Source organism: Nocardia sp. NPDC005745, from assembly GCF_040630775.1.
In the GTDB taxonomy this organism is placed as follows: Bacteria; Actinomycetota; Actinomycetes; order Mycobacteriales; family Mycobacteriaceae; genus Nocardia.
In genome coordinates this window covers 64853-89746 of record NZ_JBEXYF010000031.1, presented here as the reverse complement: position 1 = coordinate 89746, position 24894 = coordinate 64853, and the positions used below count along the sequence as shown (strand labels likewise).

At 68.5% G+C, this 24894-nt stretch carries 20 protein-coding genes and 3 tRNA genes; 8 read left to right on the top strand and 15 right to left on the bottom strand.

Annotated features, from left to right (window positions below; genetic code table 11):
* Window positions 1-457: 457 nt before the first annotated feature.
* The gene (locus ABZ420_RS27410; RefSeq protein ID WP_357128359.1) at window positions 458-1120 is read right to left on the bottom strand and encodes a hypothetical protein; all 663 of its coding nucleotides are present in this window, start codon (window positions 1118-1120) and stop codon (window positions 458-460) included.
* 428 nt (window positions 1121-1548) lie between these two features.
* Here ABZ420_RS27410 and ABZ420_RS27405 point away from each other — a divergent pair, with 428 nt between their 5' ends.
* Window positions 1549-1866, top strand: coding sequence for a hypothetical protein (locus ABZ420_RS27405; protein ID WP_357128357.1), 318 nt, complete (start codon window positions 1549-1551; stop codon window positions 1864-1866).
* A gap of 225 nt (window positions 1867-2091) precedes the next feature.
* Here ABZ420_RS27405 and ABZ420_RS27400 read toward each other — a convergent pair whose 3' ends face one another.
* Entirely contained in the window at window positions 2092-2529 is a 438-nt protein-coding gene (locus ABZ420_RS27400; RefSeq protein ID WP_357128354.1) for a Dabb family protein, read from the bottom strand.
* Window positions 2530-2598: 69 nt separating this feature from the next.
* On the opposite strand from ABZ420_RS27400, the gene ABZ420_RS27395 reads away from it, so the two are divergent.
* Window positions 2599-3237 carry a TetR/AcrR family transcriptional regulator gene (locus tag ABZ420_RS27395; RefSeq protein WP_357128351.1) on the top strand — a complete coding sequence of 213 codons (639 nt, stop codon included), beginning with the start codon at window positions 2599-2601 and terminating at the stop codon, window positions 3235-3237.
* A gap of 410 nt (window positions 3238-3647) precedes the next feature.
* On the opposite strand, the gene ABZ420_RS27390 is transcribed toward ABZ420_RS27395, so the two are convergent.
* Both ABZ420_RS27390 and ABZ420_RS27385 read right to left on the bottom strand, forming a co-directional pair.
* Window positions 3648-3836 (bottom strand): hypothetical protein, encoded by a 189-nt coding sequence (locus ABZ420_RS27390; RefSeq protein ID WP_357128348.1) that lies wholly within the window; start codon window positions 3834-3836, stop codon window positions 3648-3650.
* Between the two features lie 169 nt (window positions 3837-4005).
* Window positions 4006-4087 (bottom strand) — tRNA-Leu (locus ABZ420_RS27385).
* A gap of 386 nt (window positions 4088-4473) precedes the next feature.
* On the opposite strand from ABZ420_RS27385, the gene ABZ420_RS27380 reads away from it, so the two are divergent.
* On the top strand, window positions 4474-13791 hold the full coding sequence (locus ABZ420_RS27380) for a fatty acid synthase subunit beta domain-containing protein (protein WP_357128344.1): 9318 nt from the start codon (window positions 4474-4476) through the stop codon (window positions 13789-13791).
* A gap of 76 nt (window positions 13792-13867) precedes the next feature.
* Entirely contained in the window at window positions 13868-14305 is a 438-nt protein-coding gene (locus ABZ420_RS27375) for a holo-ACP synthase (RefSeq protein ID WP_357128342.1), read from the top strand.
* A gap of 36 nt (window positions 14306-14341) precedes the next feature.
* Here ABZ420_RS27375 and ABZ420_RS27370 read toward each other — a convergent pair whose 3' ends face one another.
* Complete coding sequence (locus tag ABZ420_RS27370) at window positions 14342-14962, bottom strand: TetR/AcrR family transcriptional regulator (RefSeq protein WP_227954938.1); 621 nt, start codon at window positions 14960-14962, stop codon at window positions 14342-14344.
* A gap of 295 nt (window positions 14963-15257) precedes the next feature.
* On the opposite strand from ABZ420_RS27370, the gene ABZ420_RS27365 reads away from it, so the two are divergent.
* Complete coding sequence (locus ABZ420_RS27365; RefSeq protein WP_357128339.1) at window positions 15258-16484, top strand: hypothetical protein; 1227 nt, start codon at window positions 15258-15260, stop codon at window positions 16482-16484.
* Between the two features lie 68 nt (window positions 16485-16552).
* On the opposite strand, the gene bcp is transcribed toward ABZ420_RS27365, so the two are convergent.
* On the bottom strand, window positions 16553-17026 hold the full coding sequence (gene bcp / locus ABZ420_RS27360) for a thioredoxin-dependent thiol peroxidase (protein WP_357128336.1): 474 nt from the start codon (window positions 17024-17026) through the stop codon (window positions 16553-16555).
* A gap of 165 nt (window positions 17027-17191) precedes the next feature.
* Here bcp and ABZ420_RS27355 point away from each other — a divergent pair, with 165 nt between their 5' ends.
* On the top strand, window positions 17192-17413 hold the full coding sequence (locus ABZ420_RS27355; RefSeq protein ID WP_040865367.1) for a DUF3618 domain-containing protein: 222 nt from the start codon (window positions 17192-17194) through the stop codon (window positions 17411-17413).
* Window positions 17414-17476: 63 nt separating this feature from the next.
* Here ABZ420_RS27355 and ABZ420_RS27350 read toward each other — a convergent pair whose 3' ends face one another.
* Together ABZ420_RS27350 and ABZ420_RS27345 are read right to left on the bottom strand one after the other, a co-directional pair.
* On the bottom strand, window positions 17477-17773 hold the full coding sequence (locus ABZ420_RS27350; protein ID WP_040865425.1) for an excalibur calcium-binding domain-containing protein: 297 nt from the start codon (window positions 17771-17773) through the stop codon (window positions 17477-17479).
* Between the two features lie 101 nt (window positions 17774-17874).
* On the bottom strand, window positions 17875-18864 hold the full coding sequence (locus tag ABZ420_RS27345) for a pirin family protein (protein ID WP_357128333.1): 990 nt from the start codon (window positions 18862-18864) through the stop codon (window positions 17875-17877).
* A 58-nt stretch (window positions 18865-18922) separates the two neighbouring features.
* Here ABZ420_RS27345 and ABZ420_RS27340 point away from each other — a divergent pair, with 58 nt between their 5' ends.
* A complete protein-coding gene (locus ABZ420_RS27340) occupies window positions 18923-19387 on the top strand; it encodes a MarR family winged helix-turn-helix transcriptional regulator (protein ID WP_357128330.1) in 465 nt (154 codons plus the stop codon).
* Window positions 19388-19416: 29 nt separating this feature from the next.
* On the opposite strand, the gene ABZ420_RS27335 is transcribed toward ABZ420_RS27340, so the two are convergent.
* The 4 genes from ABZ420_RS27335 to ABZ420_RS27320 form a co-directional block, all read right to left on the bottom strand.
* Window positions 19417-19938, bottom strand: coding sequence for a DUF1992 domain-containing protein (locus ABZ420_RS27335; RefSeq protein WP_357128327.1), 522 nt, complete (start codon window positions 19936-19938; stop codon window positions 19417-19419).
* Between the two features lie 93 nt (window positions 19939-20031).
* Window positions 20032-20346 carry a hypothetical protein gene (locus ABZ420_RS27330; protein ID WP_051174964.1) on the bottom strand — a complete coding sequence of 105 codons (315 nt, stop codon included), beginning with the start codon at window positions 20344-20346 and terminating at the stop codon, window positions 20032-20034.
* 112 nt (window positions 20347-20458) lie between these two features.
* Complete coding sequence (locus ABZ420_RS27325; protein ID WP_357128322.1) at window positions 20459-21097, bottom strand: transglycosylase SLT domain-containing protein; 639 nt, start codon at window positions 21095-21097, stop codon at window positions 20459-20461.
* 712 nt (window positions 21098-21809) lie between these two features.
* A tRNA-Lys gene (locus ABZ420_RS27320) sits at window positions 21810-21882 on the bottom strand.
* Between the two features lie 308 nt (window positions 21883-22190).
* Between ABZ420_RS27320 and ABZ420_RS27315 the strand changes: the two genes are divergently transcribed.
* Window positions 22191-23429: an Ig-like domain-containing protein gene (locus ABZ420_RS27315; protein ID WP_357128319.1), complete on the top strand. Its 1239-nt coding sequence runs from the start codon at window positions 22191-22193 to the stop codon at window positions 23427-23429.
* Between the two features lie 70 nt (window positions 23430-23499).
* On the opposite strand, the gene ABZ420_RS27310 is transcribed toward ABZ420_RS27315, so the two are convergent.
* The 3 genes from ABZ420_RS27310 to orn form a co-directional block, all read right to left on the bottom strand.
* Window positions 23500-23751: a hypothetical protein gene (locus tag ABZ420_RS27310; protein ID WP_357128316.1), complete on the bottom strand. Its 252-nt coding sequence runs from the start codon at window positions 23749-23751 to the stop codon at window positions 23500-23502.
* Between the two features lie 187 nt (window positions 23752-23938).
* Window positions 23939-24014 (bottom strand) — tRNA-His (locus ABZ420_RS27305).
* A 55-nt stretch (window positions 24015-24069) separates the two neighbouring features.
* Window positions 24070-24723 carry an oligoribonuclease gene (gene orn, locus ABZ420_RS27300; protein ID WP_357128313.1) on the bottom strand — a complete coding sequence of 218 codons (654 nt, stop codon included), beginning with the start codon at window positions 24721-24723 and terminating at the stop codon, window positions 24070-24072.
* Window positions 24724-24894 lie beyond the last annotated feature (171 nt).

Here is a 24894-nt window from a genome sequence, read left to right as displayed (position 1 = left end):
TGGACGAGGATCCGCTGGAGAGCACCAGGGTGCCGGGATTCGAAAACGTCTGGATGGCGTAACGCTCGGCGATGGCAAACACCTCCGAGCAGAACATCTCCCATTCCGTCCCACTCACCCCGGCCTCCCAGCCCACTCGCAATATTGGCCCCGCCTCGGTCGGTCGGACGTCGAAGCACCCCGATCGGTTCCATCGTTCAACGATTTTTTCATCCGCCCTCCGCCATCGCCTGAACCCGCCCCAGCACATCGGGATACCGCCGCAGACGGTTCCCAACGAATCGCTGCTCACCTGGATCGGTCTCACCATCACCGCATACAAAACCCTGCGATCGAGGCCCCTGGCGGACGGGTGGTTCTCTCGGCCATCTGTGATGTCACTCATCGGTGGATGTTGACGTCGGTCGGGAACTGGAGATCTTTGTATCGGTGAATTCCGGCGTCGTGATCCCGGGGGCTAGTGGCCGCTGAGGCCCCATGCGTCGAGTCCGCTGTAGATGCGCGCCTCCTGGCAGTGGGGGGCGGTGTAGCCGACGGCTTCACCGCGGTAGATGGCGATGAGCGAGTCCTTGCCCCGCCACCAGGTATCGGTGAGTCCCTGAACCTCGGGTACGGGCTCGAATCCGTCGAGATCCACCTCTTCGACAGCGTCGCCCTTGATTCTCGTGACGATCCGGGCCCAGCGGCCGGCGTGGTGGGCCAGTGCCAGGGCTTCTACCCATCCCTGCGTGCTGGCGTGCAGAGGTGTCCAATGGTCGGCGTCGATTCCGAATTCGCCTCCGGGCCCGATCATGAATCCGTAGGCCATGGATACGCGGCAGTCACCGGCTGGAAAGCGCCACCCATCCGCAGCCGAGCCCTCGGGGATGTCGGCTTCGAGAACACGCGGGCCGCCCTCGTACGCAGGAGCAGGGGGCAGGGCGATGCCGCCCCACACCTCTTGGAAGGCCACGACCCGGTCGATCTCCGCAGCGGGTATTCCGTGCTCGAGCCATACGTCCCGATAGGGGCGGATATCCAGGCAGGGAAGACGTATCCCGTGCGTTTCGACGAAGCACTGGGCCCGGCGGCTCAGGCTTTCCGGCGTTCCAGGGGGCAACGGCACTCGCGCGTCCCTCATGAGCCGATAGCGAAGGCCGAACAGCGCGGACAGAGGAATCCGAGAGCACCGAGCATGATGCGGAGCCTAGATCGTGGCTCTCGGCGATCTGCGGCAGTCCGTAAACCGGCGCCGGTGATGTCAATTTTCACCGTCACGACTCACCTCGCACGGACTAGACCGGAAAGACCAAGGGCGCCGCTGAGGAGGACGCCTGGAACAAGGCGCAAGCGGCTGCACCCAAGGGGCGAAAGGTCAAGAACTGCCCCGTCGAGAGCTCATCGAAGAAATAGCAGGAAGGTTGTACGTGGACGACGACGAACGCCAAGTGTGGGAGTTCGCGGTAGGACTCGGGCTGCCGGATGCGACCGGGCCCGGGCGCCCTCGACGGCGAGGGAATCCACCCGGTCGCGCCGGCGCTCGAGGAGAGCACCCATCGGATCCGCGGGGTGAACCGTATCCCATGCTTTACCAGCTTCGGACCGGTCACCGCGGTCGATGAGTTCGCTCAGCGCGCGTGGGGCGAGGCGTACGACCCGGCGCGCGTCCCAGTTGAATGCCGTCTCGCCGTCTATGTGACCGATGACGAGCTGGACGAACTGGTGCCAGCGATCGTCGAGGATCTCGGCATCGATGAGGACGGACACTCGGTGGTAGTCGGCCGGAAGGTCACCGTCGGCCTGTGGGGCATCTCGCTGGAGTCGCCAGAGAACAGCTTCTACCAGCACCTCGTGAGCCAATACCGGGATCGACCCACCACGGATTGACTCCGTTCCGGAAGCGCCCGGGGTGACGAGGACTACGAACCGGTCCAGATCTACATCCCGCGGATGAAGCCCTGGAGGTCGGGGTTCGTGGCGGCGCGGGTATTCGCGGACGAGGAGTCGGCGGACTGCGGGAGTTCCCGGAGATCAGCCGCGAGGAGTTGTACCGGTTCTTCGAGCTGACCGGATCGGACTCGGCGTTCATCACGCCCGGCCGGGAGATCCTTGTCAGCCGTTCTCGCCCACGGGTGTGCTCGACGGAGCGGGCGCGGTCCCTGCGGCGGCGAACAAGGCCTCCACCTCGCTGCCCCACTCCGGGTACATCTCGACCTTGCGCTTGTAGATCGCATAGATCTTCTCGGGCAGTTCAGGATTCGATTCGTCGGAGAATCGCACCGCGTACTGCTTGGCCAAACGCGGCAGGATGTACTTGTCGCCCTCTATATGCACCGGATCGTGCATATAACGCTCCAGCGCGTCCAAATCAGGAATCGCCGTCAGATACGCATGGGTGAAGCCCTCCGCCGGGTCTCCGAGGTCAGGCCCGATGGTCGAGAACACCGTCGACTCGACCGACGCGGTGCGTCGCATGGCGGCGAGCACATGTTCCTGCTCTTGCTCGGTGACGCCGGGCTTGAAGCTGAACCGCAGCAGATTGATGATCATCGCCCCTCCAACATTGCACTGGTAAGTGCATATTAGAACACTCGTCAGTGCATTCGCTAGAGTTGCCTCGTGCCCCCACCGAAGCCGCAGCGCCCGACCGGGCGGATCGACAAGCGGCAGGCGATCCTGGACGCCGCATTCACCATCTTCTCCAGGGACGGCTACCACCAGGCGGGCGTCGATACCATCGCCGTGCAGGCCCGGGTCGCCAAGCACACGATCTACAACCACTTCGGCGATAAGGAGACCCTTTTCCGTGAGGTGATCGCCAACCTGTCCTCGCAGGCGCTGACCCGCAATCTCTCCGCGGTCGAAGTCCTGGACCAGGATGGTGACCTCAGCACGCTGCTGACCGAGACCGGGCTCAGGCTCGCCGAGTGCTACTGCGACGAACGCTCCGTGGCGCTGCGACGACTGCTACACGCGAACATGCCGAACATGCCGGACCTGCTCGATATCGTCAAAAACAACGCCTCCGACCGAGTCGACGACGCATTGTCCGCGCGACTGGCCAAACTCGCTCTGGCCGGCAAGCTCGATGTCGGCGCAGATCCCGCCATCGCCGCCGAACACCTCGCCGCCCTGCTCACCGCACCACTCGAAGCCCGTACCCGCATGGGGGCACGAAGAGTATCCGAATCCGAATTGCGCGAAGTCACCCAGAACGCGATCGCGACGTTCCTCCGCGCTTTCGGCTACAAGACGTAACAGAACGATCGCAGACATCGTCCCCCGACGGTGGCGCGCATCCGTCTCCTGAAGGCGGAACGAAGCCTATTACGTCGCTGGCGCGATCCGCGACAAGTGGGCGAAAACGGTTGGGAAAGCGGATATCTCGGAATGAGATCGTCCTGCCCGATGGGCGGGGCCGGCGGTCATCACGCCCCCGCTTTCAGCAGCCGCAGGCTTGCGGCGCGCAACTCATCGAGCGCGGCGGCGGATGGATCAGCAGCACGCGGCGGGACGGTGGCCGATCAGCAGGGCCCGCTGACCGATCGACAGACTCACTCGGCGCCGCAGGCGATACGGAACGCGGAAGTACCCGCCCTCGGTCATGGCGATGCCACCCTCGGGAACCGGGCGGGCCGGCAGCACCCCGGCATTCAGACAGCTCAGCTTCAGACGATGCCCGGACGCCGGCCCAGCGCGGTGAAGGTGATCTTGTCGAGGATTCCGTCTCCGTCCCCGACACAGCAGAGTCCGTAGACGAGATCGTCAGCGGCGGGACGGACCACGCGGTTCGTGACCAGCGGTCTGTAAACAAGTTCCTGCAACGGCGACTGCGGCGGGATGACCGGCGCGATCACCGCCGACCACCCCTGTCAGCAAACTTTTCGCAGGCGGCAGATGTGTCGCAATCCGGCAGATGTGCCAGGAATCGGTGCAGTTCAGAGCGTGTTTCCACTGGTGGCCTCCGTGTGTGCGAGTGCACTCCAACACGCGGCTCGGGAAAGTGTCACGACTGACGGGAATCTGTGCGCGAGAGGGGACTTGAACCCCTACGTCCGTGGACACCAGAACCTAAATCTGGCGCGTCTGCCAATTTCGCCACTCGCGCTTGATGGTACGACCGTCCAAACTCTACCGGGCGTTTCGCCCATTACGAAGCATTGGGAGGGTGTGGCGTACTCGTCAGTAACCTTACCTGGGATTATAACGATTTGGACAAGCCCAACATGAGGGGCGCTCATGTTTCGTACGCGTTGGTAACCCGATGGACCAGCGGGTTCAAATATGAGGCGGAGTCATGTTCACCACTATTCTGGTACGTAAGTACATGAATACTCCGAAGTAGCGCCTGCGCGCGAGGCCAAACGTGAGGATTTCCTCATGATTTTGTGCCATTCTCGCCCTTATCAGGCCGATCAACCGCGATCACTCGTGAACCGGTAGGGACCGGCGTGTCGCCGAGGCATGTCGCATGGAGAAGGAAGTCGAAGCGTCTTGACGATCAACGAGAGCACCAAGACCGAGTCCGGACAGAGCACGAAGGCGGTAGCCCCCGCCGGGAAGGCCGCGTCGGGCGGGGCGCGGTCGCCGCTGCTGGATCGTCTCCTCGACGGCGTGCCGTACGCGCTCGCCTTCGGTGGGCAGGGTGCGCAGTGGTTGAGCGAGCTGGAGGAGATCGGGCGCGACAGCGCGCTGGAGCCGGAGCTGACCGCGCTGGTCAACGAGGCGGCCACGCTGCTCGAACCGGTGGCCGCGCAGTTGCTGGTGGTGCGTCCGGTCGGCTTCGACCCGATCGGCTGGATGCTCGAGAACGAGCTGGCCGACACCGACGAAGGGGAGACCTCCGCGGCTCCGTCCGAGCATGTGCTGCGTTCGGCCGCCGTGTCGATGCCCGGCGTGATGCTGACCCAGGTGGCGGCCGTGCGCGCGCTGCGATTGCAAGGTCTCGATCCGGCGCAGCACGCGCCGGTCGCGATCGTCGGGCACTCGCAGGGCCTGCTCGCCGCCGCGGCGGTCGAAGCCGGTGGCGCCCGTGACGCGGAACTGCTCGCGGTGGCCCAGATGATCGGCGCCGCGGCGGGTTTGGTGGCGCGGCGGCGCGGGCTGATGCCGGTGGGCGAGCGCTCGCCGATGGTGGCGGTGTCGAATGTCGATCCCGAGCAGTTGCGCGCCGTGGTGGCCGAGGTGTGCGAGGGAGCGGATCCCGCCGCGACCGTGGTGGTCTCGATCCGCAACGGACGTCGGCGCGCGGTGCTCTCCGGTCCCCCCGCGCAGTTGGAGCGGGTGCGCCAGCGGTGCGCGCAGATGCACGACGAGCAGGCCCGTGAGCGCGACGCCAAGGTGCGCGGCGGCTCGGTGTTCGCTCCGGTCTTCGAGGACGTGGCCGTCGACGTGGCGTTCCACCACCCGGCGCTGTCCGACACCGTCGAACTGGTGAGCAGCTGGGCCACCCAGTGCGGCTTGGATGCCGAACTGGCGGGCCGGTTGGCGCGGCAGATCCTGGTCGATCCGATCGACTGGGTGGAGGTCGTCGAGGGCGTGATCTCCGCGGGCGCGCAATGGATTCTGGACCTGGGCCCGGGTGATCTGCTGTCCCGCGTCACATCGGGCACGTTGAAGGGCACCGGCCTCGGCATGGTCGCGGCCGCCACCCGCGCCGGACAGCGCAGCCTGCTCACGCCGGGGGCAGCGCCGGAGCCTGCCACCGCGTGGTCGGCGTATGCGCCGCGCCCGGTGCGGCTGCCCAACGGGCGCATCGTGGTCGAGACCGCCTTCACCAAGCTGACCGGGCGCTCGCCGATCCTGCTGGCGGGCATGACCCCGACCACGGTCGACGCGAAGATCGTCGCGGCCGCGGCGAACGCGGGCCACTGGGCGGAGCTGGCCGGCGGTGGACAGGTGACCGAGCAGATCTTCGCCGACCGGGTGACCGAGCTGAAGAAGCTGCTGCACCCGGGTCGCTCGGTGCAGTTCAATTCCTTGTTCCTCGATCCCTACCTGTGGAAGCTCCAGCTGGGCGGCAAGCGGCTGGTGCAGCGGGCCCGCTCGGCAGGCGCCCCGTTCGACGGCGTCATCGTGACCGCGGGCATCCCCGAGCTGGAGGAAGCCGTCGCGCTGATCCAGGAGCTCACCGAGGTCGGCATCCCGCACGTCGCGTTCAAGCCGGGTACCGTCGCCCAGATCCGGGCCGTGCTGCGGATCGCCGACGAGGTGCCGGACTACCCGGTGATCATGCACATCGAGGGTGGTAAGGCCGGTGGCCACCACTCCTGGGAAGACCTGGACGACCTGCTGCTGGACACCTACGCCGAGCTGCGCAATCGCGCGAACGTGGTGGTGTGCGTCGGCGGTGGCATCGGAACCCCCGAGCGCGCGACGGAGTACCTCACCGGCCAGTGGGCGGTACGGCACGGCTATCCGGTGATGCCGATGGACGGCGTGCTGGTCGGCACGGCGGCGATGGCCACGCTGGAGGCCACCACCGCGCCGGAGGTCAAGCAACTGCTGGTGGACACCCCAGGCACCCCCGACTGGGTCGGCGCGGGCACCGCGTCCGGCGGAATGGCTTCGGGCCGTAGCCAATTGGGCGCCGACATCCACGAGATCGACAACGCCGCCTCACGCACCGGCCGACTGCTGGACGAGGTCGCGGGCGACGCCGACGCGGTCGCCGCGCGCCGCGCGGAGATCATCGCGGCGCTGAACGCCACCGCCAAGCCGTACTTCGGCGATCTGACCACCATGACCTACCAGGACTGGCTGGAGCGCTACGTCGAGCTCGCGGTCGGGCTGGACCGCCGCAAGGACTTCGACTGCGGCAGCGACCTGGGCGACGCGATCGCGGAGGCCACCAGCTCGGTGTGGCTGGACATCACCTGGCGCGAACGGTTCGCGGAGATGATGCGCCGCACCGAGGCCCGGCTGCATCCGGCCGACCGCGGCGAGATCGCGACGCTGTTCGCCGCCGACGAGGATTTCGAAGACCCGGTCGCGGCGCTGTGCACCCTGAAGGACGCCTACCCCGCGACGGCGCAGACCCTGCTGCACCCGGCCGACATCCCGTTCTTCATCGCGTTGTGCAAGACGCCGGGCAAGCCGGTGAACTTCGTGCCGGTCGTCGACGCCGACGTGCGCCGCTGGTGGCGCTCGGATTCGCTGTGGCAGGCGCACGATCCGCGCTACTCGGCCGATCAGGTGTGCGTCATTCCCGGCACCGTCGCGGTCGCGGGCATCACCCGGGTCGACGAGCCGGTCGGCGAGCTGCTCGACCGCTTCGAACAGGACACCGCGTACTCGCTGGTGCGTGCGGGCGTGACGCCCGCCGCGGTGGACGCGCGCCGCACGGCGGGCGTCACCAGCGGCCCGATCGACGCCGTGCTGGCCGCCCCGGACGTCCAGTGGGCCGGGCGCACCACGATCAGCCCGGTACACCGGCTCGGCGACCTGTCCGAATGGGTCGTCGACGGGAAGGGCGCGGTGCATCCGCCCAGCGGCGCGACACTCGCCGAGACCACCGGTCCCGAGCCGGAGAACAGCTATCTGGAGCTGACCGTCCCGCTGCTGGCGGGCAACGCCGTGCGCATCCGGATCACGGTGCCGACCTCGGTCTACAACGGCGGCGCCCCGGTGGTCACCGAGGCCGACGCCCACGAGGCCATGGCCGCGCTGCTCGCGGTCGCCGCGGGCCAGGATCTTCCGGAGGTCAAGGGCAAGGTCGCGCATGTGAACCTGGCCTGGATACCGGATCTGATCGCCGACCACGCCGGCGTCACCGGTTCCGGCCTGCCCGCCACGCTGAGCACGCTCGGCCGTACCGTGCCGGACGTGCTGGTCGGCGCCTGCTGGCCCGCCGTGTTCGCGGTGCTGGGCGCGACCCGCACCGCGAAGGGCGAGAGCGTCATCGAGGGCATGCTGGACCTGGTCCACTTGGACCACCAGGTGCACCTCGCCGGTGAGCTGCCCGCCGAGACCAGTGTGCTGGCGGTGCGCGCGGAGGCCGGGGAGACCCTGGACACCGACCTCGGCCGCGTCGTCGAAGTGCACGTGCGGATCACCGCCATGCTGGACAAGCCCGAGACCGGGATGTCGATGCCGGTGCTGGCCACCCTCACCGAGCGTTTCGCGATCCGCGGGCGCAACGGCGCGGGCGAACTGACCGATCCGCCGCGCGCGGCGGGCACGGTGTCCGACGCGGCCACCGACACCCCGCGCAGGCGTCGCCGCGACGTCACGATCGTGGCGCCGCGCACCATGCACGCCTTCGCCGCCGTCTCCGGTGACCACAACCCGATCCACACCAGCGATTCCGCCGCGAAGCTCGCCGGACTCGGCAGCCCGATCGTGCACGGCATGTGGCTGTCGGCCGCCGCGCAGCACGTCGTGTCGGCGGTCGATCCGGCCGCTTCGACGCCGGCGCGGAGGCTGACCGCGTGGACCACCCGGTTCCTGGGCATGGTCCGCCCCGGCGCGCAGATCGATGTGCGCGTCGAGCGCGTCGCGGTCGACGCGGGCAGCGAGATCGTCGAGGTCTCCTGCCGGACCGAAGGCGAACTGGTGATGACCGCGACCGGTCGCACCGCGGCGCCGAAGACCGTATACGCCTTCCCCGGTCAGGGCATCCAGCGCAAGGGGATGGGGCTCGACGCCCGCTCCCGGTCGAAGGCGGCCAAGGAGATCTGGGAGCGCGCGGACAAGCACACCCGTGCCGCGCTCGGCTTCTCGATCCTGGCCGTGGTGCGCGACAACCCGACCTACCTCAAGGCGCGGGGCGTCGAGCACCGGCATCCCGACGGCGTGCTGCACCTGACCCAGTTCACCCAGGTCGCCATGGCGACCCTCGGTGTCGCCCAGGTGGCGGAACTGCGTGAGGCCGGCGCGTTCGTCGAGGATGCGCTGCTCGCGGGTCACTCCGTCGGCGAGTACAACGCGCTCGCCGCCGTCGCCGGGGTGCTCCCCTTGGAGGCGGTGCTCGAGGTGGTGTTCCAGCGCGGTTCCGCGATGCACGAGCTGGTGCCGCGTGACGCGCAGGGCCGCAGCGACTACCGGATGGCCGCGATCCGGCCCTCGCAGATCGGGCTGCCCGACGCGGAGGTCGTCGGCTTCGTCCAGGAAGTCGGCGAGCGGGTCGGGGAGTTCCTCGAGGTGGTCAACCTGAACCTGCGCGGGTCGCAGTACGCGATCGCGGGCACGGTGGCCGGGTTGAACGCGCTGGAGGAGGAGATCGACCGCCGCCGTGCCGAATTCGGCGGCAAGCGGGCGTTCATCCTGGTCCCCGGCATCGACGTGCCGTTCCACTCGACGGTGCTGCGCAAGGGCGTTCCGGAATTCCGGCAGAAGCTCGAGCAGCTGCTTCCGGTGGACCTGCGCCCGGAGGTCCTGGTCGGCCGCTACATCCCGAACCTGGTACCCAGGCTGTTCTCGCTGGAGCGGGCGTTCGTCCAGGAGATCGCCGACCTGGTGCCGTCCGAGCCGCTCACCGCCGTGCTGGCCGACTTCGACAGCTGGGCGGCCCGGCCGACCGAGCTGTGCCGCGTGGTACTGGTCGAGTTGCTGGCCTGGCAGTTCGCCAGCCCGGTGCGCTGGATCGAGACGCAGGACCTGCTGTTCACCGATCCCGCGCAGGGCGGCCTGGGCGTCGAGCGGTTCGTCGAGATCGGTCTCGGCGCCACGCCGACGGTGGCCAACCTGGCCTCCCAGACGCTGAAGCTGCCCGCGTTCGGCGACGCCACGGTCGAGGTGCTCAACATCGAGCGCGAGGCCGCGATCGTCTACGCGACCGACACCGACCCCGCGCCGGTCGACGAGCCCGTAGAGGAGCCTGCGGCCACCGCGGCTCCGGCAGCGGCCGTCGCCGCCGCTCCCGTGGCGGCGCCCGCCCCGAGCTCGGGCGGTCCGCGTCCGGACGACATCGCGTTCACCGCCGCCGACGCCACCCGCGTGCTGATCGCGCTGTGGACCAAGCTGCGGCTGGACCAGATCGGCCCGGTGGACACCATCGAGGGCCTGTGCGACGGTGTCTCCTCCCGGCGCAACCAGCTGCTGGTCGACCTCGGCTCCGAGCTCTCGCTCGGCGCGATCGACGGCGCCGCCGACGCAGACATGGGCGCGCTGTCGGCGACGGTGGAGCGGCTCGCCCGTACCTACCGTCCCTTCGGCACGGTGCTCACCGATGCCATCGGCGATCATCTGCGCAAGGTGTTCGGTCCGTCCGGCAAGCGTCCGGCCGCCATCGCGGATCGGGTCACGAAGGTCTGGGAACTCGGTGACGGGTGGGCCAGCCACGTGACCGCCGAGGTGTCGCTGGGCACCAGGGAAGGCACCAGCGTGCGCGGCGGTGATCTGGGCGGGCTGGTCTCCGGCGCGCTGGGCGACGCCGCCTCGGTCGACGCGGCCATCGACGCCGCCGTGCAGGCGGTCGCGGCTCGCCGCGGTGTCGCGGTGTCGCTGCCATCGGCGGGCGGCGGTGGCGGCGCGACCGTCGACGCCGCGGCGCTGGGCGAGTTCACCGAGCAGATCACCGGGCGTGACGGTGTGCTGGCCACGGCCGCGCGCGTGGTGCTCGAACAGCTCGGACTGTCCGAGCGGGTCTCCGCTCCGGAAGCGTCCGATGACTCCCTGGTCGACCTGGTGTCGGCCGAACTCGGTGCGGACTGGCCGCGCCTGGTCGCGCCCGCGTTCGACGCCCGCAAGGCGGTGCTGCTGGACGACCGGTGGGCCACGGCGCGTGAGGATCTGGCCCGGCTGTGGCTGGCCGACGACTCGGGCAGCGCGAACGGACCGGTCACCGGGTTCATCGGCGCGGGCGAAGCCGTAGCGGCGCAGGCGAACTGGTGGCGGCAGCGGGCGATGCACGAGGCGCGCTCGGTGCTCGCGGGCGTGTACGAGCGCATCGCCGAGGCGGCGCTGAGCACCGAAGAGCCCGGACTGTGGTCCTCGGACATCGCGGTGATCACCGGCGCCAGCAAGGGATCCATCGCCGCGGCGGTGACCGGCAGGCTGCTCAGCGGTGGCGCCACGGTGGTGGTGACCACCTCGGCGCTGAACGACGAACGCCTCGGCTTCTACCGGAAGCTGTACCGGGACAACGCCCGCCACGGCGCGGCCCTGTGGGTGGTGCCCGCGAACATGGCGTCCTACCAGGACGTCGACGCTTTGATCGACTGGATCGGCACCGAGCAGGTCGACAGCGCGGGCGGCGCGAAGATCAAGATCAAGGACGCGATGACGCCCACCCTGCTGCTGCCGTTCGCGGCGCCGCGGGTGGCCGGTGATCTCGCCGACGCGGGCGCTCGCGCCGAAATGGAAATGCGCGTGCTGCTCTGGTCGGTCGAACGACTGATCGGCGGGCTGTCCAAACTGGGCGCCGATTACGACGTGGACGCGAAACTGCATGTGGTGCTGCCGGGTTCGCCCAACCGCGGCATGTTCGGCGGCGACGGCGCCTACGGCGAGTCGAAGGCGGCGCTGGACGCGGTGGTCGCCAAGTGGCGGGCCGAGAAGTCGTGGTCGGCCCGGGTCACCCTGGTGCACGCGCTGATCGGCTGGGTGCGCGGCACCGGCCTGATGGGCCACAACGACCCGATGGTCGAGGCGGTCGAGAAGGCAGGCGTGCAGACCTGGTCCACCACCGAGATGGCCGACGAGCTGCTCAAGTGGTGCACCTCCCGGGCCCGTCAGGTGACCGCGACCGGCCCGCAGCAGATCGACCTGACCGGCGGACTCGCCCGGGCCAAGCTGGACCTGCCCGCGCTGGCCAAGCAGGCCGCGGAGCAGGCGGAAGCGGAGACCGACGCCGACGCGGGCCGCACCATCGCCGCGCTGCCCGCGCCGCCGACCGTGACCTCCGCGCTGCCGGTGCCGGAGTGGAGCGAGGTGGCCACGGACCTGGCCGACATGGTGGTCATCGTCGGTGCGGGCGAACTCGGCCCGTACGGTTCGGCGCGCACTCGCTTCGAGATGGAGGTCTCCGACGAGCTGTCGGCGGCGGGCGTGCTGGAGCTGGCCTGGACCACCGGCATGGTCATCTGGGAGAACGAGCCGAAGCCGGGCTGGTACGACGCCGAGTCCGGCGACTACGTGCCCGAGCACGAACTGGCCGAGCGTTACCACGACGCCGTCGTCGCCCGCTGCGGTGTGCGCCGCTACGAGGACGACGGCGCCATGACCGACAACTCGGCGCCGCTGATGACCTCGGTGTTCCTCGACCAGGACCTGTCGTTCACGGTGGGCGGCGAGGCCGAGGCCCGCGCCTTCTACGCCGCCGATCCGGAGCACACGGTGATCACGCCGGTCGCCGACTCGGGTGACTGGACCGTGACGCGCCAGGCGGGCACCGAGATCCGGGTGCCGCGCCGGGCCAAGCTCTCGCGCACCGTCGGCGGCCAGATCCCGACCGGCTGGGACCCCACCGTCTGGGGTATCTCGCCCGATATGGCCGCGTCGGTGGACCGGGTGGCGCTGTGGAACATCGTCTGCACGGTGGACGCGTTCATCGGCTCCGGGTTCAGTCCCGCCGAGCTGATGAGCTGGGTGCATCCCTCGCTGGTCGCCAACACCCAGGGCACCGGCATGGGTGGCATGTCCTCGATGCGCTCGCTGTACATCGACAACCTGCTCGGTGAGTCGCGCGCGAACGACATCCTGCAGGAGGCGCTGCCGAACGTGGCGCTGGCGCACGTGGTGCAGTCCTACGTCGGCAGCTACGGCGCGATGGTGCACCCGGTGGCGGCCTGCGCCACCGCGGCGGTGTCGGTCGAGGAGGGCGTCGACAAGATCCGGCTCGGCAAGGCCGATCTGGTCGTGGCGGGCGGTTACGACGACCTCGGCATCGAGGGCATCGTCGGCTTCGGCGACATGTCGGCCACCGCGGATTCGGCGGCCATGAGCGCCAAGGGCATCAGCGACCGGTACTTCTCCCGCGCCAACGATCGCCGCCGCGGCGGGTTCGTCGAATCGCAGGGCGGGGGAACGGTCCTGCTGGCGCGCGGCAGCGTCGCGCTGGAGATGGGTCTGCCGGTGCTCGGCGTGGTGGCTTACGCGCAGTCCTTCGCGGACGGCGTGCACACCTCGATCCCGGCCCCTGGTCTGGGCGCGCTGGGCGCCGGTCGTGGCGGGGCGGAGTCCAGGCTGGCGACCGAGCTCCGCAAGCTCGGCGTGACGCCGGACGAGATCGCGGTGGTGTCCAAGCACGACACCTCGACGGCTGCCAACGACCCGAACGAGTCGGAGCTGCACGAGCGCCTCGCGACGGCCATCGGACGCTCGGACGGCGCTCCGCTGTTCGTCGTCTCGCAGAAGACCCTCACCGGGCACGCGAAGGGCGGCGCGGCCGCCTTCCAGCTCATCGGCCTGTGCCAGGTGCTGGAGCAGGGCGTCATCCCGCCGAACCGCAGCCTGGACTGCGTCGACGAGAAGATGTTCGCCTACCCGCACCTGGTGTGGCTGCGCGAGCCGCTGCGGCTCGGCGATCGCCTTCCGCTCAAGGCCGGTCTGCTCACCTCCCTCGGCTTCGGCCACGTGAACGGCCTGCTGGCGGTCGTGCACCCGGAGGCGTTCATCCAGGCCATCGAGCCGGGACGGCGCGAGGAGTACCAGCGCAGGGCGCAGGAGCGTCAGCTGGCGGGCAGGCAGCGGTTCGTGGAGGCGATGTGCGGCGGCGCGCCGCTGTACGAGCGTCCCGCGGATCGCAGGCTCGGCGGCGACGGCACCCCCGCCAAGCGGGCTCGTCAGCTGGAGGCCGACGTGCTGCTCTCGCCGGAGGCGCGCCTGGCGCAGGACGGCTCCTACCGCGCGAAGGGCATCGGATGCGCGTAACCGGAAGCGCGGCGGGGCAACTCGCCGCGCCGGGTCCGTGCGCGGGCTCGCCGAGTACGTCGTAGGCTGCCCGCCTATGACGATCCTCGGTATCGGCTTGGACTTGGTGACCATCTCCGAGTTCTCCGAACAGCTCGAACGCGCCGGAACGACCATGCTCAGGGAAAGTTTCACCGCGGGAGAGCGGCGCTACTGCCAGAGCAAAGGGACCGACCCGGCGCGCAGCTACGCGGCGCGGTGGGCGGCGAAAGAGGCGGTGCTCAAAGCCTGGGCATCGTCCCGGTTCGCCCGCCGCCCGCAGATCGGGGACAACCCGTATCCGCTGATCGAGGTGGTCAACGACGCGTGGGGCAGGCCGAGCATCAAACTGCACGGCCTGGCCGCCGAATTCCTGCCCAGGGTGCGGGTGCATCTGTCGCTGACCCACGACGGCGACACCGCCGCCGCGATGGTGGTGCTCGAGGACCCGGGTGAGCTGGCCGACCTCATCGAGGGCCGCGAGAGCGCCGGGTGAGCCGCACGGTGGTCCCGGTTCCCGCCGGGACCACCGTCATCGCTCGCTGCCGGTGCGCGACTCCTTCTCCGCGACGAGCAGGTAGGCGACCATCAGCCGTTTGAGTTCGGCGACCGCTTCCGCGCTGCTCTGCTCGTCCTGCACCGAGAAATTGAGCATCGAATAGACCACGTGCACCAGCACTTCGGCCATCATGGTGCGCCGTACCCGCGGGGTGCGCGGGGTGAGCGGCCGCAGCATCTGCGACACGACCTCGGCGAACTGCTTCTCGTGGATCGCGCCCGTGGCCCGGGTGGACGGGGTGGACTGCATGGCCAGCCACACTTCCCGGCGGGACGGGTCGGTCATCCAGAGGTTGGCCAGGTGGTCGACGAACTGGTTCATGTGCCGCAGCCAGTCCAACGACGGGATCTCGCCGTGGAAATCGGCCAGTTCCTGGGAAACCGCAACCAGGTCTTGGCGATTGAGCTCACAGACGATGACGTACTTGTTGGCGAAGAACTGATACAGCGTGCCGATCGGCACCTCCGCCCTGGCCGCCACCTCTTCGCAGGTGAACGATTCGAACCCGACCTCGACGAGCAGCTCCCTGGACGCCTGGAGCAAAGCGTCGAACTTTCGTTTGCTGCGTTCCTGCGTCGGCCGGCGTCGCGGCATGAGCTCCTGTGGGTCGTCCTGCAACTCCAACGCAGGGTCCACACGGTGCTTCGACCTGGCCTCCGCGCGTACGTCCACGCAACCAGGCTAACGGTAGCGGCAAGCGGGCCATACGCGCATCCGCCGTTCGGATCCAGGCGGCTTGATTTCCGCTACCCATCCGTAACCGATGTGGTGCCGAACACATACCGAGCGCGCGTGCATCGCGACGTGTGTTCCGAGCAGGGGAATCCATGCGGCTCATGGCTTTCGGCAAGCGTGAGCTCGGTCAATGCACAGAGGGAAGGCGTGATCAGTGGTAGCTGAATCTGTGGTGACTCTCGGCGTTTCCACCGAACGCGGTGCCGTGCACGCGGTAGCGCTCGCCGACGGCAAGAAGCTCGCCGACCGGGTGCTACTGCGGCGCGTGGTGCGAGCGGACGGTGACGGCAAGGCCGACGTGGCCGCGGCGGTCGAGGCCGCGCTGAGCGCCCTGGCCGCGGGGCTGGGCTCGGAGTGGGCGATCGGGGGCGTCGCGGTCGCCTATCGGGACGCCGCCGAGCGGCGCGCCATCGTGACCAGGTTGGCGGCCGGTCCGTGGCACAGCGCCTCGATGGTCTCGGTGAAATCGGCCCACTTGAGCGTGGCGAGCATGATGACGTGGCTCGAGGCCCACGACAACCTGCTGATCTGCGAGGTGGTGCCCGGGTACCAGGCGTTCACCCTGGTCGACCGCGGTCGCCGCCGGGTGCTCGCCGCGGTAGGGCAGGCGGGCCGGGCGACGCCGCGGTCGCTCGGCATGGGCGTCGCGGCGGCGTGGGAGCAGTTGGACGCGGCCGACGCGCGGCCGGACGCGGTGGCGCTGATCGGCTCTGCGGGCGCCGGGTCGGTGGTGCTGGCGGCGGTCGAGAAATTCGGGGCGCCGGTGATCCCGTGCACGATAGGGGCTTTCGCCTCTGCCGCGGGCGCGGCGTTGAGCGTGCGATTGGAGCGGGACACCTCCGCCGACTCGGTGAGCGAGCCGCACCGGGCGCGCGGCGGAGTCGCGGTGTTCGCCGCGGCCGGGGTGCTGGCCAGTGGAATGGTCGTCGGCGGAAGTTACCTGCTGAACGACTCCTCGCAGCCTGCGCCGACCGTCGTGTCGGACGCCCGGATCGAAGGCGCCGGCGCGTCACATCCGGCAGACCAGGTCCGGCCCGCGGATACCGAGGCGCACGAGTCGTCCGACGGGCCGCTCGGCTCCGGCGCCGATGCCGGTGCGACCGGAGTGCAGTTTCCGGAGCCTCGCTGGGGTGCCGCGCCGCGTCCGCTGCCGCTGGTCCCCGCCGATGCCACGATCGGACCGGAGACGAACGCCTCGGCGCCGCTGGTGCCGGGTACCGGGGTCCCGGCCGACCGTGTGGTGGGCGCGCCCGACGGCGCGCTGTTGTTCCCCGGCGAGGCCCCGCCGCCCGCCGTATTCACCCCGGAAGCCGCGGACTGGTGGGACGAGCATCTGCGTTTGATGGCGCAGTGGGCCGCCCAGCAGGTGTGGCAGGCCTGATCCACCCGAACCGTGGCCCGATCTCGGCCCGGCGCCTCTGCGGCGCCGGGCTTTTCGCTGTCTGCGGGCTACAGCGACAGATCGCGGCGCAACTTGGCGACGTGGCCGGTGGCGCGCACGTTGTACTGCGCGGCGGCGATCTTGCCCGCTTCGTCCACCAAGAAGGTCGAGCGGATGACGCCGACCACCGTCTTGCCGTACATGGTCTTCTCACCGTAGGCGCCCCAGGCGGTGAGCACGGCGCGGTCGGGATCCGACAGCAGTGGGAACGTCAACTGCTCCGCGTCGCGGAACTTGGCCAGCTTGGCCGGCTTGTCCGGGGAGATGCCCACCACGTCGATGCCCGCGCCGTCCAGGTCGGCCAGGTTGTCGCGGAAGTCGCAGGCTTGCTTGGTGCAGCCGGGCGTGCTCGCGGCGGGGTAGAAGTACACGATCACCTTGCGACCGCGGTAGTCCGACAACGAGACGTTCTTGCCGTCGGCGTCGGGAAGCGTGAACTCGGGAGCGGTGTCGCCCGGGGAGAGTCGTTGGTTGGTGGTCACCTCCAGCACGGTATCCGAAGGTCCGGACAGGTGATCCGCGCGCGGCCGGATAATGCGGCCCGGCGGCGGATACACTCGTCCGCGAGCCCCGGGTGCCGCACGAAAGGCCGAGCATGCGGCGTGATCGTGCACCGGGTGCGGCAATCGACAACAGGAGGGTGGAACGTGGCAAGGGATACCGAGCGGATCGAGCAGGAGATCGAGGCCGCCCGCACTCGGCTGGCGAGCACGCTCGACGAACTCGCGGTACGCGCGGACCCGCATCGCATCGCGGACGACACCAAGCAGATCGTGGTCGGGAAGCTGAACGAGCCGAAGGTGAAATACAGCCTGATCGGCGCCGCCGCCCTGGTCGTCGGGCTGGTGCTGCTCAAAATCTTCCGCTGAGCTGGAAAAACGACGACACCCGGTGTGGCATGGCCCACCGGGTGTCGTCGTTTCGCGGTCGGTTCAGACCGTCGGGCAGGCGAAGCCGTCGCCGTCGGGATCCAGGTGCGGGCCGTAGCCCGGTTCGCCACGGAACAGCGGCGCACGGCCCGCGTTGCGGGCGTCGTCGCAGTTGGCGAAGGCGCCACCGGCCGAACCGGTCTGCGACAGACCGGCCGAGCCGGTCGCGGCGGAGCCGGTGTCGACGGCCGAGGAACCCGTTCCGGCGGATCCGGACGGAGGGGCGGCTAGGGCGGCGGGAGCCGCGAGAAAGGTCAGTCCCGCGACGGCCGCGCTGACGGAGAGCCGGCGAACGTTCATGTATTCCTCTATGTGGTTGCTGCGGTGGATGCGGCGTCCGACCGGACGCCGCATCCACTGTTGTGACGGGCCGCTCTCTTGTCAACCTCGGGGGGACGGAACTAGGGCATTAGGGGATCCTGCCCACCAGCGCTGCTGATGTGCTGTGCGGGGATGTTTCCCATGCGCCCGGCCTGGTAGTCCTCCATCGCTTCGATGATCTCCGCGCGGGTGTTCATCACGAACGGCCCGTACTGCACCACCGGTTCCCGGATCGGCCGTCCGCCGAGCAGCAGCACTTCGAACGCTCCGGTCCGATTGTCTTGGCGCGCATCGGCTGTCACGCTGATCGCGTCTCCGCGGCCGAACACCGCCAGCTGTCCTTCGCTCAGCGGCCTGCGTTCCGCGCCGACCGCCCCGCTGCCGGAGAGCACGTACGCCATCGCCGTGAACTCTTGCGGCCATGGTGTTTCCAGGATCCCGCCGGGAGTGATCGACGCGTGAGCGTAGGCGATCGGGGTGTAGGTCGAACCGGGACCGGTGAACCCGCCGACCTCCCCGGCGATGAGCCGGACCAGCGCGCCGCCGTCGTGTGAACTCACCAGTGTCAGTTCGCGAGCGCGCAGGTCTTGATAACGCGGCGCGGCGAACTTGAGCGCGCGCGGCAGGTTCACCCAGAGTTGGATGCCGTGGAACCACCCGCCCGAGGCGACCATCTCCTCCGGCGGCACCTCGTCGTGCAGGATGCCGGAGCCCGCGGTCATCCACTGGGTGTCACCCTCGCCGATGACGCCACCGCCGCCCTGTGAATCGTGGTGCACCATGGTGCCGTCGAGCATGTAGGTGACCGTCTCGAAGCCGCGGTGCGGATGCCATGGCGCGCCCTTCGCCTCGTGCGGTTCGTAGGCGACCGGGCCCATCTGGTCGAGCAGGATGAACGGATCGGCGGTGCGCAGATCCATGCTGGGGAATGGCCTGCGCACCTCGAAACCCGCGCCTTCGCGCTGTTTGTGCGCGGTGACCACGCTCCGGACCGGCCGTTCGCGCAGGGTCGCGTCGAGACGGGGGAGGCGTGGCAGGACCATGATGTCGGGAACGGTGACGGCGGGCATGGGGACCTCCTCGGGAGTTAGTGTCCATGTCAACCAACCGTGACTACACTTCATTCCCATGGTCCGGTGGTTGAGTGACGACGAGCAGGCGACTTGGCAGGCATATGTGCGGCTGCGCCAGCGTTTGGACGGGGCGATATCGGCCGGCCTGGCCGAGGACGGTCTGTCCCTGGCGGACTACGAGTTGATGGTGGCGTTGTCCGCTGCCCCCAACGGTTGTCTGCGCGCCAAGGAACTGGCCGCCGAGGTGTGCTGGGAGAAGAGCCGGTTGTCCAAGCATCTGGCCAGGATGGACGCGCGCGGTCTGGTCGAGCGGCGGCCCGCCGAAGAGGATGCCCGCGGCATCATCGTCCAGCTCACGCCGGAAGGGCGCGTCGCGTTGGAGCGGGCCGCGCCGAATCACGTCGATCTGGTCCGTCGCGTATACATCGAGCCGATGACGGCGGATGAGGCGCGGGTGCTGCGCGGGCTGGCGGACAAAGTGGTCGCCGAGGTGGAGCAAGTGACCGAACTCGGCGCATGAGCGGCGCGGTTCGTTCTCCTGCGGGGACGCTATCCGGCTTCGGTGTCACGCCGTCGCCATCGGCGCCACCACGGGGCCCGCACGGTGGCCTCGCCGGCCCCCGCTCGGGAAGGGGCCGCCGTCGCGCGGCTCGGCTGCTCACGCCTCGGCCGCGCGGACTCGCGCCATCGCCGGACGATGTCGTCCGCGTTCACCGGAGCGATCGGCACGAACGGTCCTTCCGGCATCCGCAGCCAGTCCACGATGCGGCGGTTGAGTTCGCTCACGGCCGCCCGCACCTGCCGTTCGCTGGTCGCATCGCGCACGTCTTCGGGCAGGTGCTCGATATCGCGCCGCAACAGCAGCGACGGTGGCAACAGCGCCTCACTGCCGACTCCTTCGCGATGTAGATAGCCGCGCAGCCACCAATCTTCGTCGTAAGCGGTGCCCGCCCCGGAAATCGGCTTGCCGGTGCCGGGCAGGTTGTCGAATTCGCCGCGCTCGGCCGCCTCGCGGATCTGCTTGTCGACCCACGATTCGAACGTCTGTTTCGCCGGTTTGCGCTCGGTCATCGCGACGGCGGTGTCGACGGAACCATGACACCACTCTACGGAAGTCTGTAGTAGAGGTGGAAAATCCTGTGCTGAAACGTCTTTCGGGGATGATCAGGACCACGGCGTGATCGGCGGCTTCACCCAGAGCAGCTTCTCGTCGGTGTGCTCTCGTCGAGCCGCGGGATGCTCCGGATGGCGGGCGGCCCAGTCGTCCTTCTCGGTCAGCAACCGCGCCACCGTAGTCCAGGTCTCGTCCGTGCTCGGCGGATTCGTCGCGGCGGCCCTGGCCAGTTTGCGCCGGACGGATGCCGTCATCGCGAGCACCTCGGAGCCGGTGATGCCACGGTGCCAGAGGTAACTCGCCAGCCGTCGCGCTTTCTCGGCGCGGCTCTTGGCCGCCACGTCGTTGTGTGCGTAGTCGGTCACGGGCACGTCCACGGGTCGCAGGTGACATCGACCCTAGCCGACCGGGCGTACCGGCCGGAATGCGCCGCGGCCTCCCCATCGTCGGATGGGGAGGCCGCGGCGCAAGGCGGACTCAGTACGCGCTGCTGACGTTGTCCATCGAGCCGTAGCGGTGCGCGGCGTAGTTGCAGGCGGCGACGATGTTGGCGACCGGATCCCAGATGTCGAAGGGCGTGCCCGCGACGTGGTAGGTGGCGAACGTGGGGTCGATCACCTGCAGCAGGCCCTTGGACGGGATGCCCATGGCGGCATTGGAGTCCCACAGGTTGATGGCCTGGGGGTTGCCGGTGGACTCACGCATGATGTTGCGGTGGATGCCCTCGTAGCTGCCCGGGATGCCGTTGGCCTGCATGATGTCGAGCGCCTGACGGATCCAGCCGTCGAGGTTGTCCGCGTAGACCGGCGCGGCCGGGGCGGGCATCGGGGCCGGAATCGGCTCGGGAGCGGGCGCAGGCGCCGGAGCAGGGGCGGGAGCGGGAGCGGGCATCGGCGCGGGGATGGCCTCCGCGACCGGGGCCGCGACCACCGCGGGCGCGGCGGCGGCCTCGGGCTGCTGCTCGGCCACCATGGCGATGCGAGACGGGACGCTGTCATCGGCCACGGACGCCGCAGAGCAGGCGGCCACGGCGACGACACCCGCGGCGGCGACGGCCACGGTGACGGTTTCGCGGAGCGAGGGGCGACGAAGGGTGGAAAGGCGTCTGTCAGGCATTCGAATCGGTTCCTTTATCGGGGACTTACTCGATCCGGGCCGCAGTTGGGCAGCACGGATCCTGCGGCGTACGCTCGGGGCGTTCGCCGAAAACGGCCATGTGCTGTTGTGTGGTTTTGTTGTGGGGGACGATGATGTCCCCGGAACGCGACGCGGTTCGTGTGTGCGGCGCCGGATCGCCCTCGATGGGCTCGGCCGCGGTGTCGCGCGGGACTTCGCATCTCGATGCGAAGAGACGGGGCGGAAGTGTGGATCGCGGGTCCGTTGCCGGATTCCGCTCCGCCGATCACGTGGCTGGCAGTTGCCTGCCGGTGATCGTTACCGAATCGGTGTCTACAACTCCTCGGGCTGACCAAACTTCAGGTCGCTTCGTGACCTGATTGCAGAATGGTCACGCTTGGTTAACAGAGGGTGAACGAAACCTGAATGATAGGCGTTGGCGATCTTGGAAAGCCCAGGACGCGGTAGCCGAATCGTTATCTAAGCTGGGAGTTTGCCGTTAAACGTCTTGTGCTGTACATCACAGAAGTTTTCGGCTGTACAACTGGATTTCGGAGGCTTCGCGGGCGTATTGCTGTCCGAATTGAGACCACTGGTGCAACTGGGAAGAAGCCCAGGTCACGGTGATGTCACGGGTTCCGCGACGAATCTGGAGACGAGAAAACCGTGCCCTTGCCAGCCGATGACTGACAAGGGCACGGTTTACGTGATGTGCGCCATCAGGGACTCGAACCCCGAACCCGCTGATTAAGAGTCAGCTGCTCTGCCAATTGAGCTAATGGCGCGTGCCCCGTGTTTCGGTGCGGGACAAACCTTAACAGGCCGGGGCCGCAGAAGTGAAATCGTGCCCTGACCGGCTGTGATGCGATGCGCCCTCGGGCCGGTAACGGCGGGGGTCGCCGGGTTGATCTACAGGTGGTAACGCTGCAGTGACGGACGAGGTGTTCACATTGGCCTGGACGTTACGCACTGGCAGAATGTCCGATTGTGGTTTCGATCGCCCGCGTCCACGGCGGGGTGACGCGGCGTAGCGGTCGGTATCCGAAGCCATCGGTGTGTCCTGGAGCACCGAGACTTTGAAACGGGGTTGGAAATGAGTGTTGGTCGAGGTCGGCAGAAGCGAAAGCCGGCCGCGCGGTGGTCCCTACGCACTATCGCGGGACCGGTGATCGTCGTCGCGGTCGCCGCCTTGGCGCTGACGGGATGTTCGGCATCCGACGCCACGGATGCGGCGCAGGCGGTCATCGACCGCAACCCCATCACCGAATTGATCAAGCCCAAGCTGCTGTCGCCGGTGAAGGACGGCGAGGTGGGGGTCTCGCCCGGCGTCCCGATGACGTTCAAGGTGGAAGACGGCAAGTTCACCGGCGTGACCTTGGTCAGCCCGCAGGGCAAGTCGATCGAGGGCAAGCTCGCCGCCGACGGCCGGTCGTGGGAGACCACCGAGGTGCTCGGATACGGCAAGACCTACCGGTTGAAGGCCGACGCGATCGGCCTGGGCGGGGCGAACACCGCGACGCTGAGCTTCACCACGAGTTCGCCCGGTAACCAGACCAAGCCGTACCTGGTCCCCGGCGAGGGGGAGGTGGTCGGTATCGGCCAGCCGGTGGCCGTCCAGTTCGACGAGAACATCCCGGACCGGAAGGCGGCGCAGTCCGCCATCAAGATCACCACCGAACCGCCGGTGGAGGGCGCGTTCTACTGGGTGAACAATCGCGAGGTGCGGTGGCGGCCGGAGCATTTCTGGGCGCCGGGGACGAAGGTCACCATCGACGTGAACGTCTACGGGCGTGATCTCGGTAACGGCTTGTACGGCCAGGACAACATCCACTCGTTCTTCACCATCGGCGACGCGGTGGTCTTCACCGCCGACGACAACACCAAGCAGGTGGTCGTCGAGCAGAACGGCCAGGTGATCCGCACCATGCCGACCTCGATGGGCAAGGACAGCACGCCCACCGACAACGGCATCTACATCGTCGCCGACCGGCACGAGAAGATCATCATGGACTCCTCGACCTACGGCGTGTCGGTCAGCTCGCCGGACGGGTACAAGACGCCGGTGGACTTCGCGACGCGACTGTCCTACAGCGGCATCTTCTTCCACTCGGCGCCGTGGTCGGTGGGTGCGCAGGGGTACAGCAACACCAGTCACGGCTGCCTGAACCTCAGCCCGGCGAACGCGCAGTGGGTCTTCCAGAACGCCAAGCGCGGCGATATCACGATTGTGAAGAACACCGTGGGCGGCACCCTGTCCGGCGTGGACGGCCTGGGTGACTGGAACATCCCCTGGCCGGTCTGGAAGGCGGGCAACGCGGACGACAATCGCTGAGCCGAAGCAGGACGCCGAACGGGCCACCGGAGCGTAATCCGGTGGCCCGTTCGGCATTTCGGGGCAGTGTTCACGGCAGCATGTTGCAGCCCAAGTGGGCGTCGCCCAGGATCGCGATCGCGCTGCCGGTCGCTGCGCACAGCAGTTTGCTGCCCGCCGAGCCGCTGCCCGCGGAGCCGGTGGTGGCCAGCCCGCCCGCCGATCCGCTCGACGCCGAGCCGGAGTCGGGCAGTGGCGGAAGCCCGATGCCCGCGGCCGCGGTTCCGCTGGATCCGGTGAGGAGGGTGGCGCCGACGAAGGCTGCGATAACCGCGGAACGCATCACGAGGTGTGTCTTTCTGATCGAACCGGGAGGCGCCCCAGCGACACCCTCCCACGTGGATCGCAGTCTACGGAGACGTCGCGGATTCTGGACGATATTCGTTTCACATTGTGGGGGGCGTGCGCCGTGAAATGAGACGCAAAGAAAAACCCGGACGGCTCCGATTTCTCGGGGCCGTCCGGGCTCCTGGGGTGAGCGACGGGACTCGAACCCGCGACAGCCAGGATCACAACCTGGTGCTCTACCAACTGAACTACGCTCACCATCGCCGGTTAACAACCGGCGGGCTAGATATTAGCGTGTCAACCCGCCCACTCCCTAATCGGCGTCAGGCGAGGCGTTGACCTGGGCTGATTCGGCCTGCTCCGGAGCGAGTTCGGAGACCTCGGCGGCGATGGCGGCGATTTCGGTGGTGGAGGGGCCGGGCGGCGCGACGAACGCGGTCCGCCGGTAGTACTCCAGTTCCCGGATCGACTCCTGGATGTCGGCCAGCGCGCGGTGGCTCAGGCCCTTCTCCGGCTGGCCGAAGTAGATGCGCGGATACCAGCGGCGGCACAGCTCCTTGATCGAACTCACATCCACCATCCGGTAGTGCAGGTGGGCGTCGAGCAGGGGCATGTCCCTGGCGATGAAACCGCGGTCGGTGGCGATCGAGTTACCGGCCAGCGGCACAGTGCGCGGGGTGGGGATGTACTGGCGGATGTAGTCGAGCACCCGCTGCTCGGCCTCTTCCAGGGTGACGGTGGAGCGGCGGACCTCTTCGGTCAGGCCGGAGCGCGCGTGCATGTCGGCGACCACCGCGGGCATCGCGGCCAGCGCGTCGTCGTCGGCGTGGATGACGATGTCCACGCCCTCGCCGAGGATGTTGAGATCGCTGTCGGTCACGAGCGCGGCCACCTCGATCAGCTTGTCGCTGTCCAAGCGCAGGCCGGTCATCTCGCAATCCATCCACACCATGTATTTGTCGGACACCCGTGCAACATTAGCCGGGCCGGGGTCCCGAGCAGGCGGTACGGCACGGCAACCGTTCAGTCGCCGATACGGCCATGAACCTGACCAGCGGGGATACAGTTTCCTTCAGATCGGCACCCAGCGTTTTCGGTGCGACAGCAAACACTGCGTGAAGCAGTTCTAGTCGAGCCA

Bases quoted from the DNA above. Each gene is read 5' to 3' on its own strand.
- ABZ420_RS27410 (WP_357128359.1), bottom strand. From the start codon at position 1,120: ATGAGGGACGCGCGAGTGCCGTTGCCCCCTGGAACGCCGGAAAGCCTG.
- ABZ420_RS27400 (WP_357128354.1), bottom strand. From the start codon at position 2,529: ATGATCATCAATCTGCTGCGGTTCAGCTTCAAGCCCGGCGTCACCGAG.
- ABZ420_RS27375 (WP_357128342.1), top strand. From the start codon at position 13,868: ATGACGATCCTCGGTATCGGCTTGGACTTGGTGACCATCTCCGAGTTC.
- ABZ420_RS27370 (WP_227954938.1), bottom strand. From the start codon at position 14,962: ATGCCGCGACGCCGGCCGACGCAGGAACGCAGCAAACGAAAGTTCGAC.
- ABZ420_RS27350 (WP_040865425.1), bottom strand. From the start codon at position 17,773: ATGAACGTTCGCCGGCTCTCCGTCAGCGCGGCCGTCGCGGGACTGACC.
- ABZ420_RS27345 (WP_357128333.1), bottom strand. From the start codon at position 18,864: ATGCCCGCCGTCACCGTTCCCGACATCATGGTCCTGCCACGCCTCCCC.
- ABZ420_RS27340 (WP_357128330.1), top strand. From the start codon at position 18,923: ATGGTCCGGTGGTTGAGTGACGACGAGCAGGCGACTTGGCAGGCATAT.
- ABZ420_RS27335 (WP_357128327.1), bottom strand. From the start codon at position 19,938: ATGACCGAGCGCAAACCGGCGAAACAGACGTTCGAATCGTGGGTCGAC.
- ABZ420_RS27325 (WP_357128322.1), bottom strand. From the start codon at position 21,097: ATGCCTGACAGACGCCTTTCCACCCTTCGTCGCCCCTCGCTCCGCGAA.
- ABZ420_RS27315 (WP_357128319.1), top strand. From the start codon at position 22,191: ATGAGTGTTGGTCGAGGTCGGCAGAAGCGAAAGCCGGCCGCGCGGTGG.
- ABZ420_RS27310 (WP_357128316.1), bottom strand. From the start codon at position 23,751: ATGCGTTCCGCGGTTATCGCAGCCTTCGTCGGCGCCACCCTCCTCACC.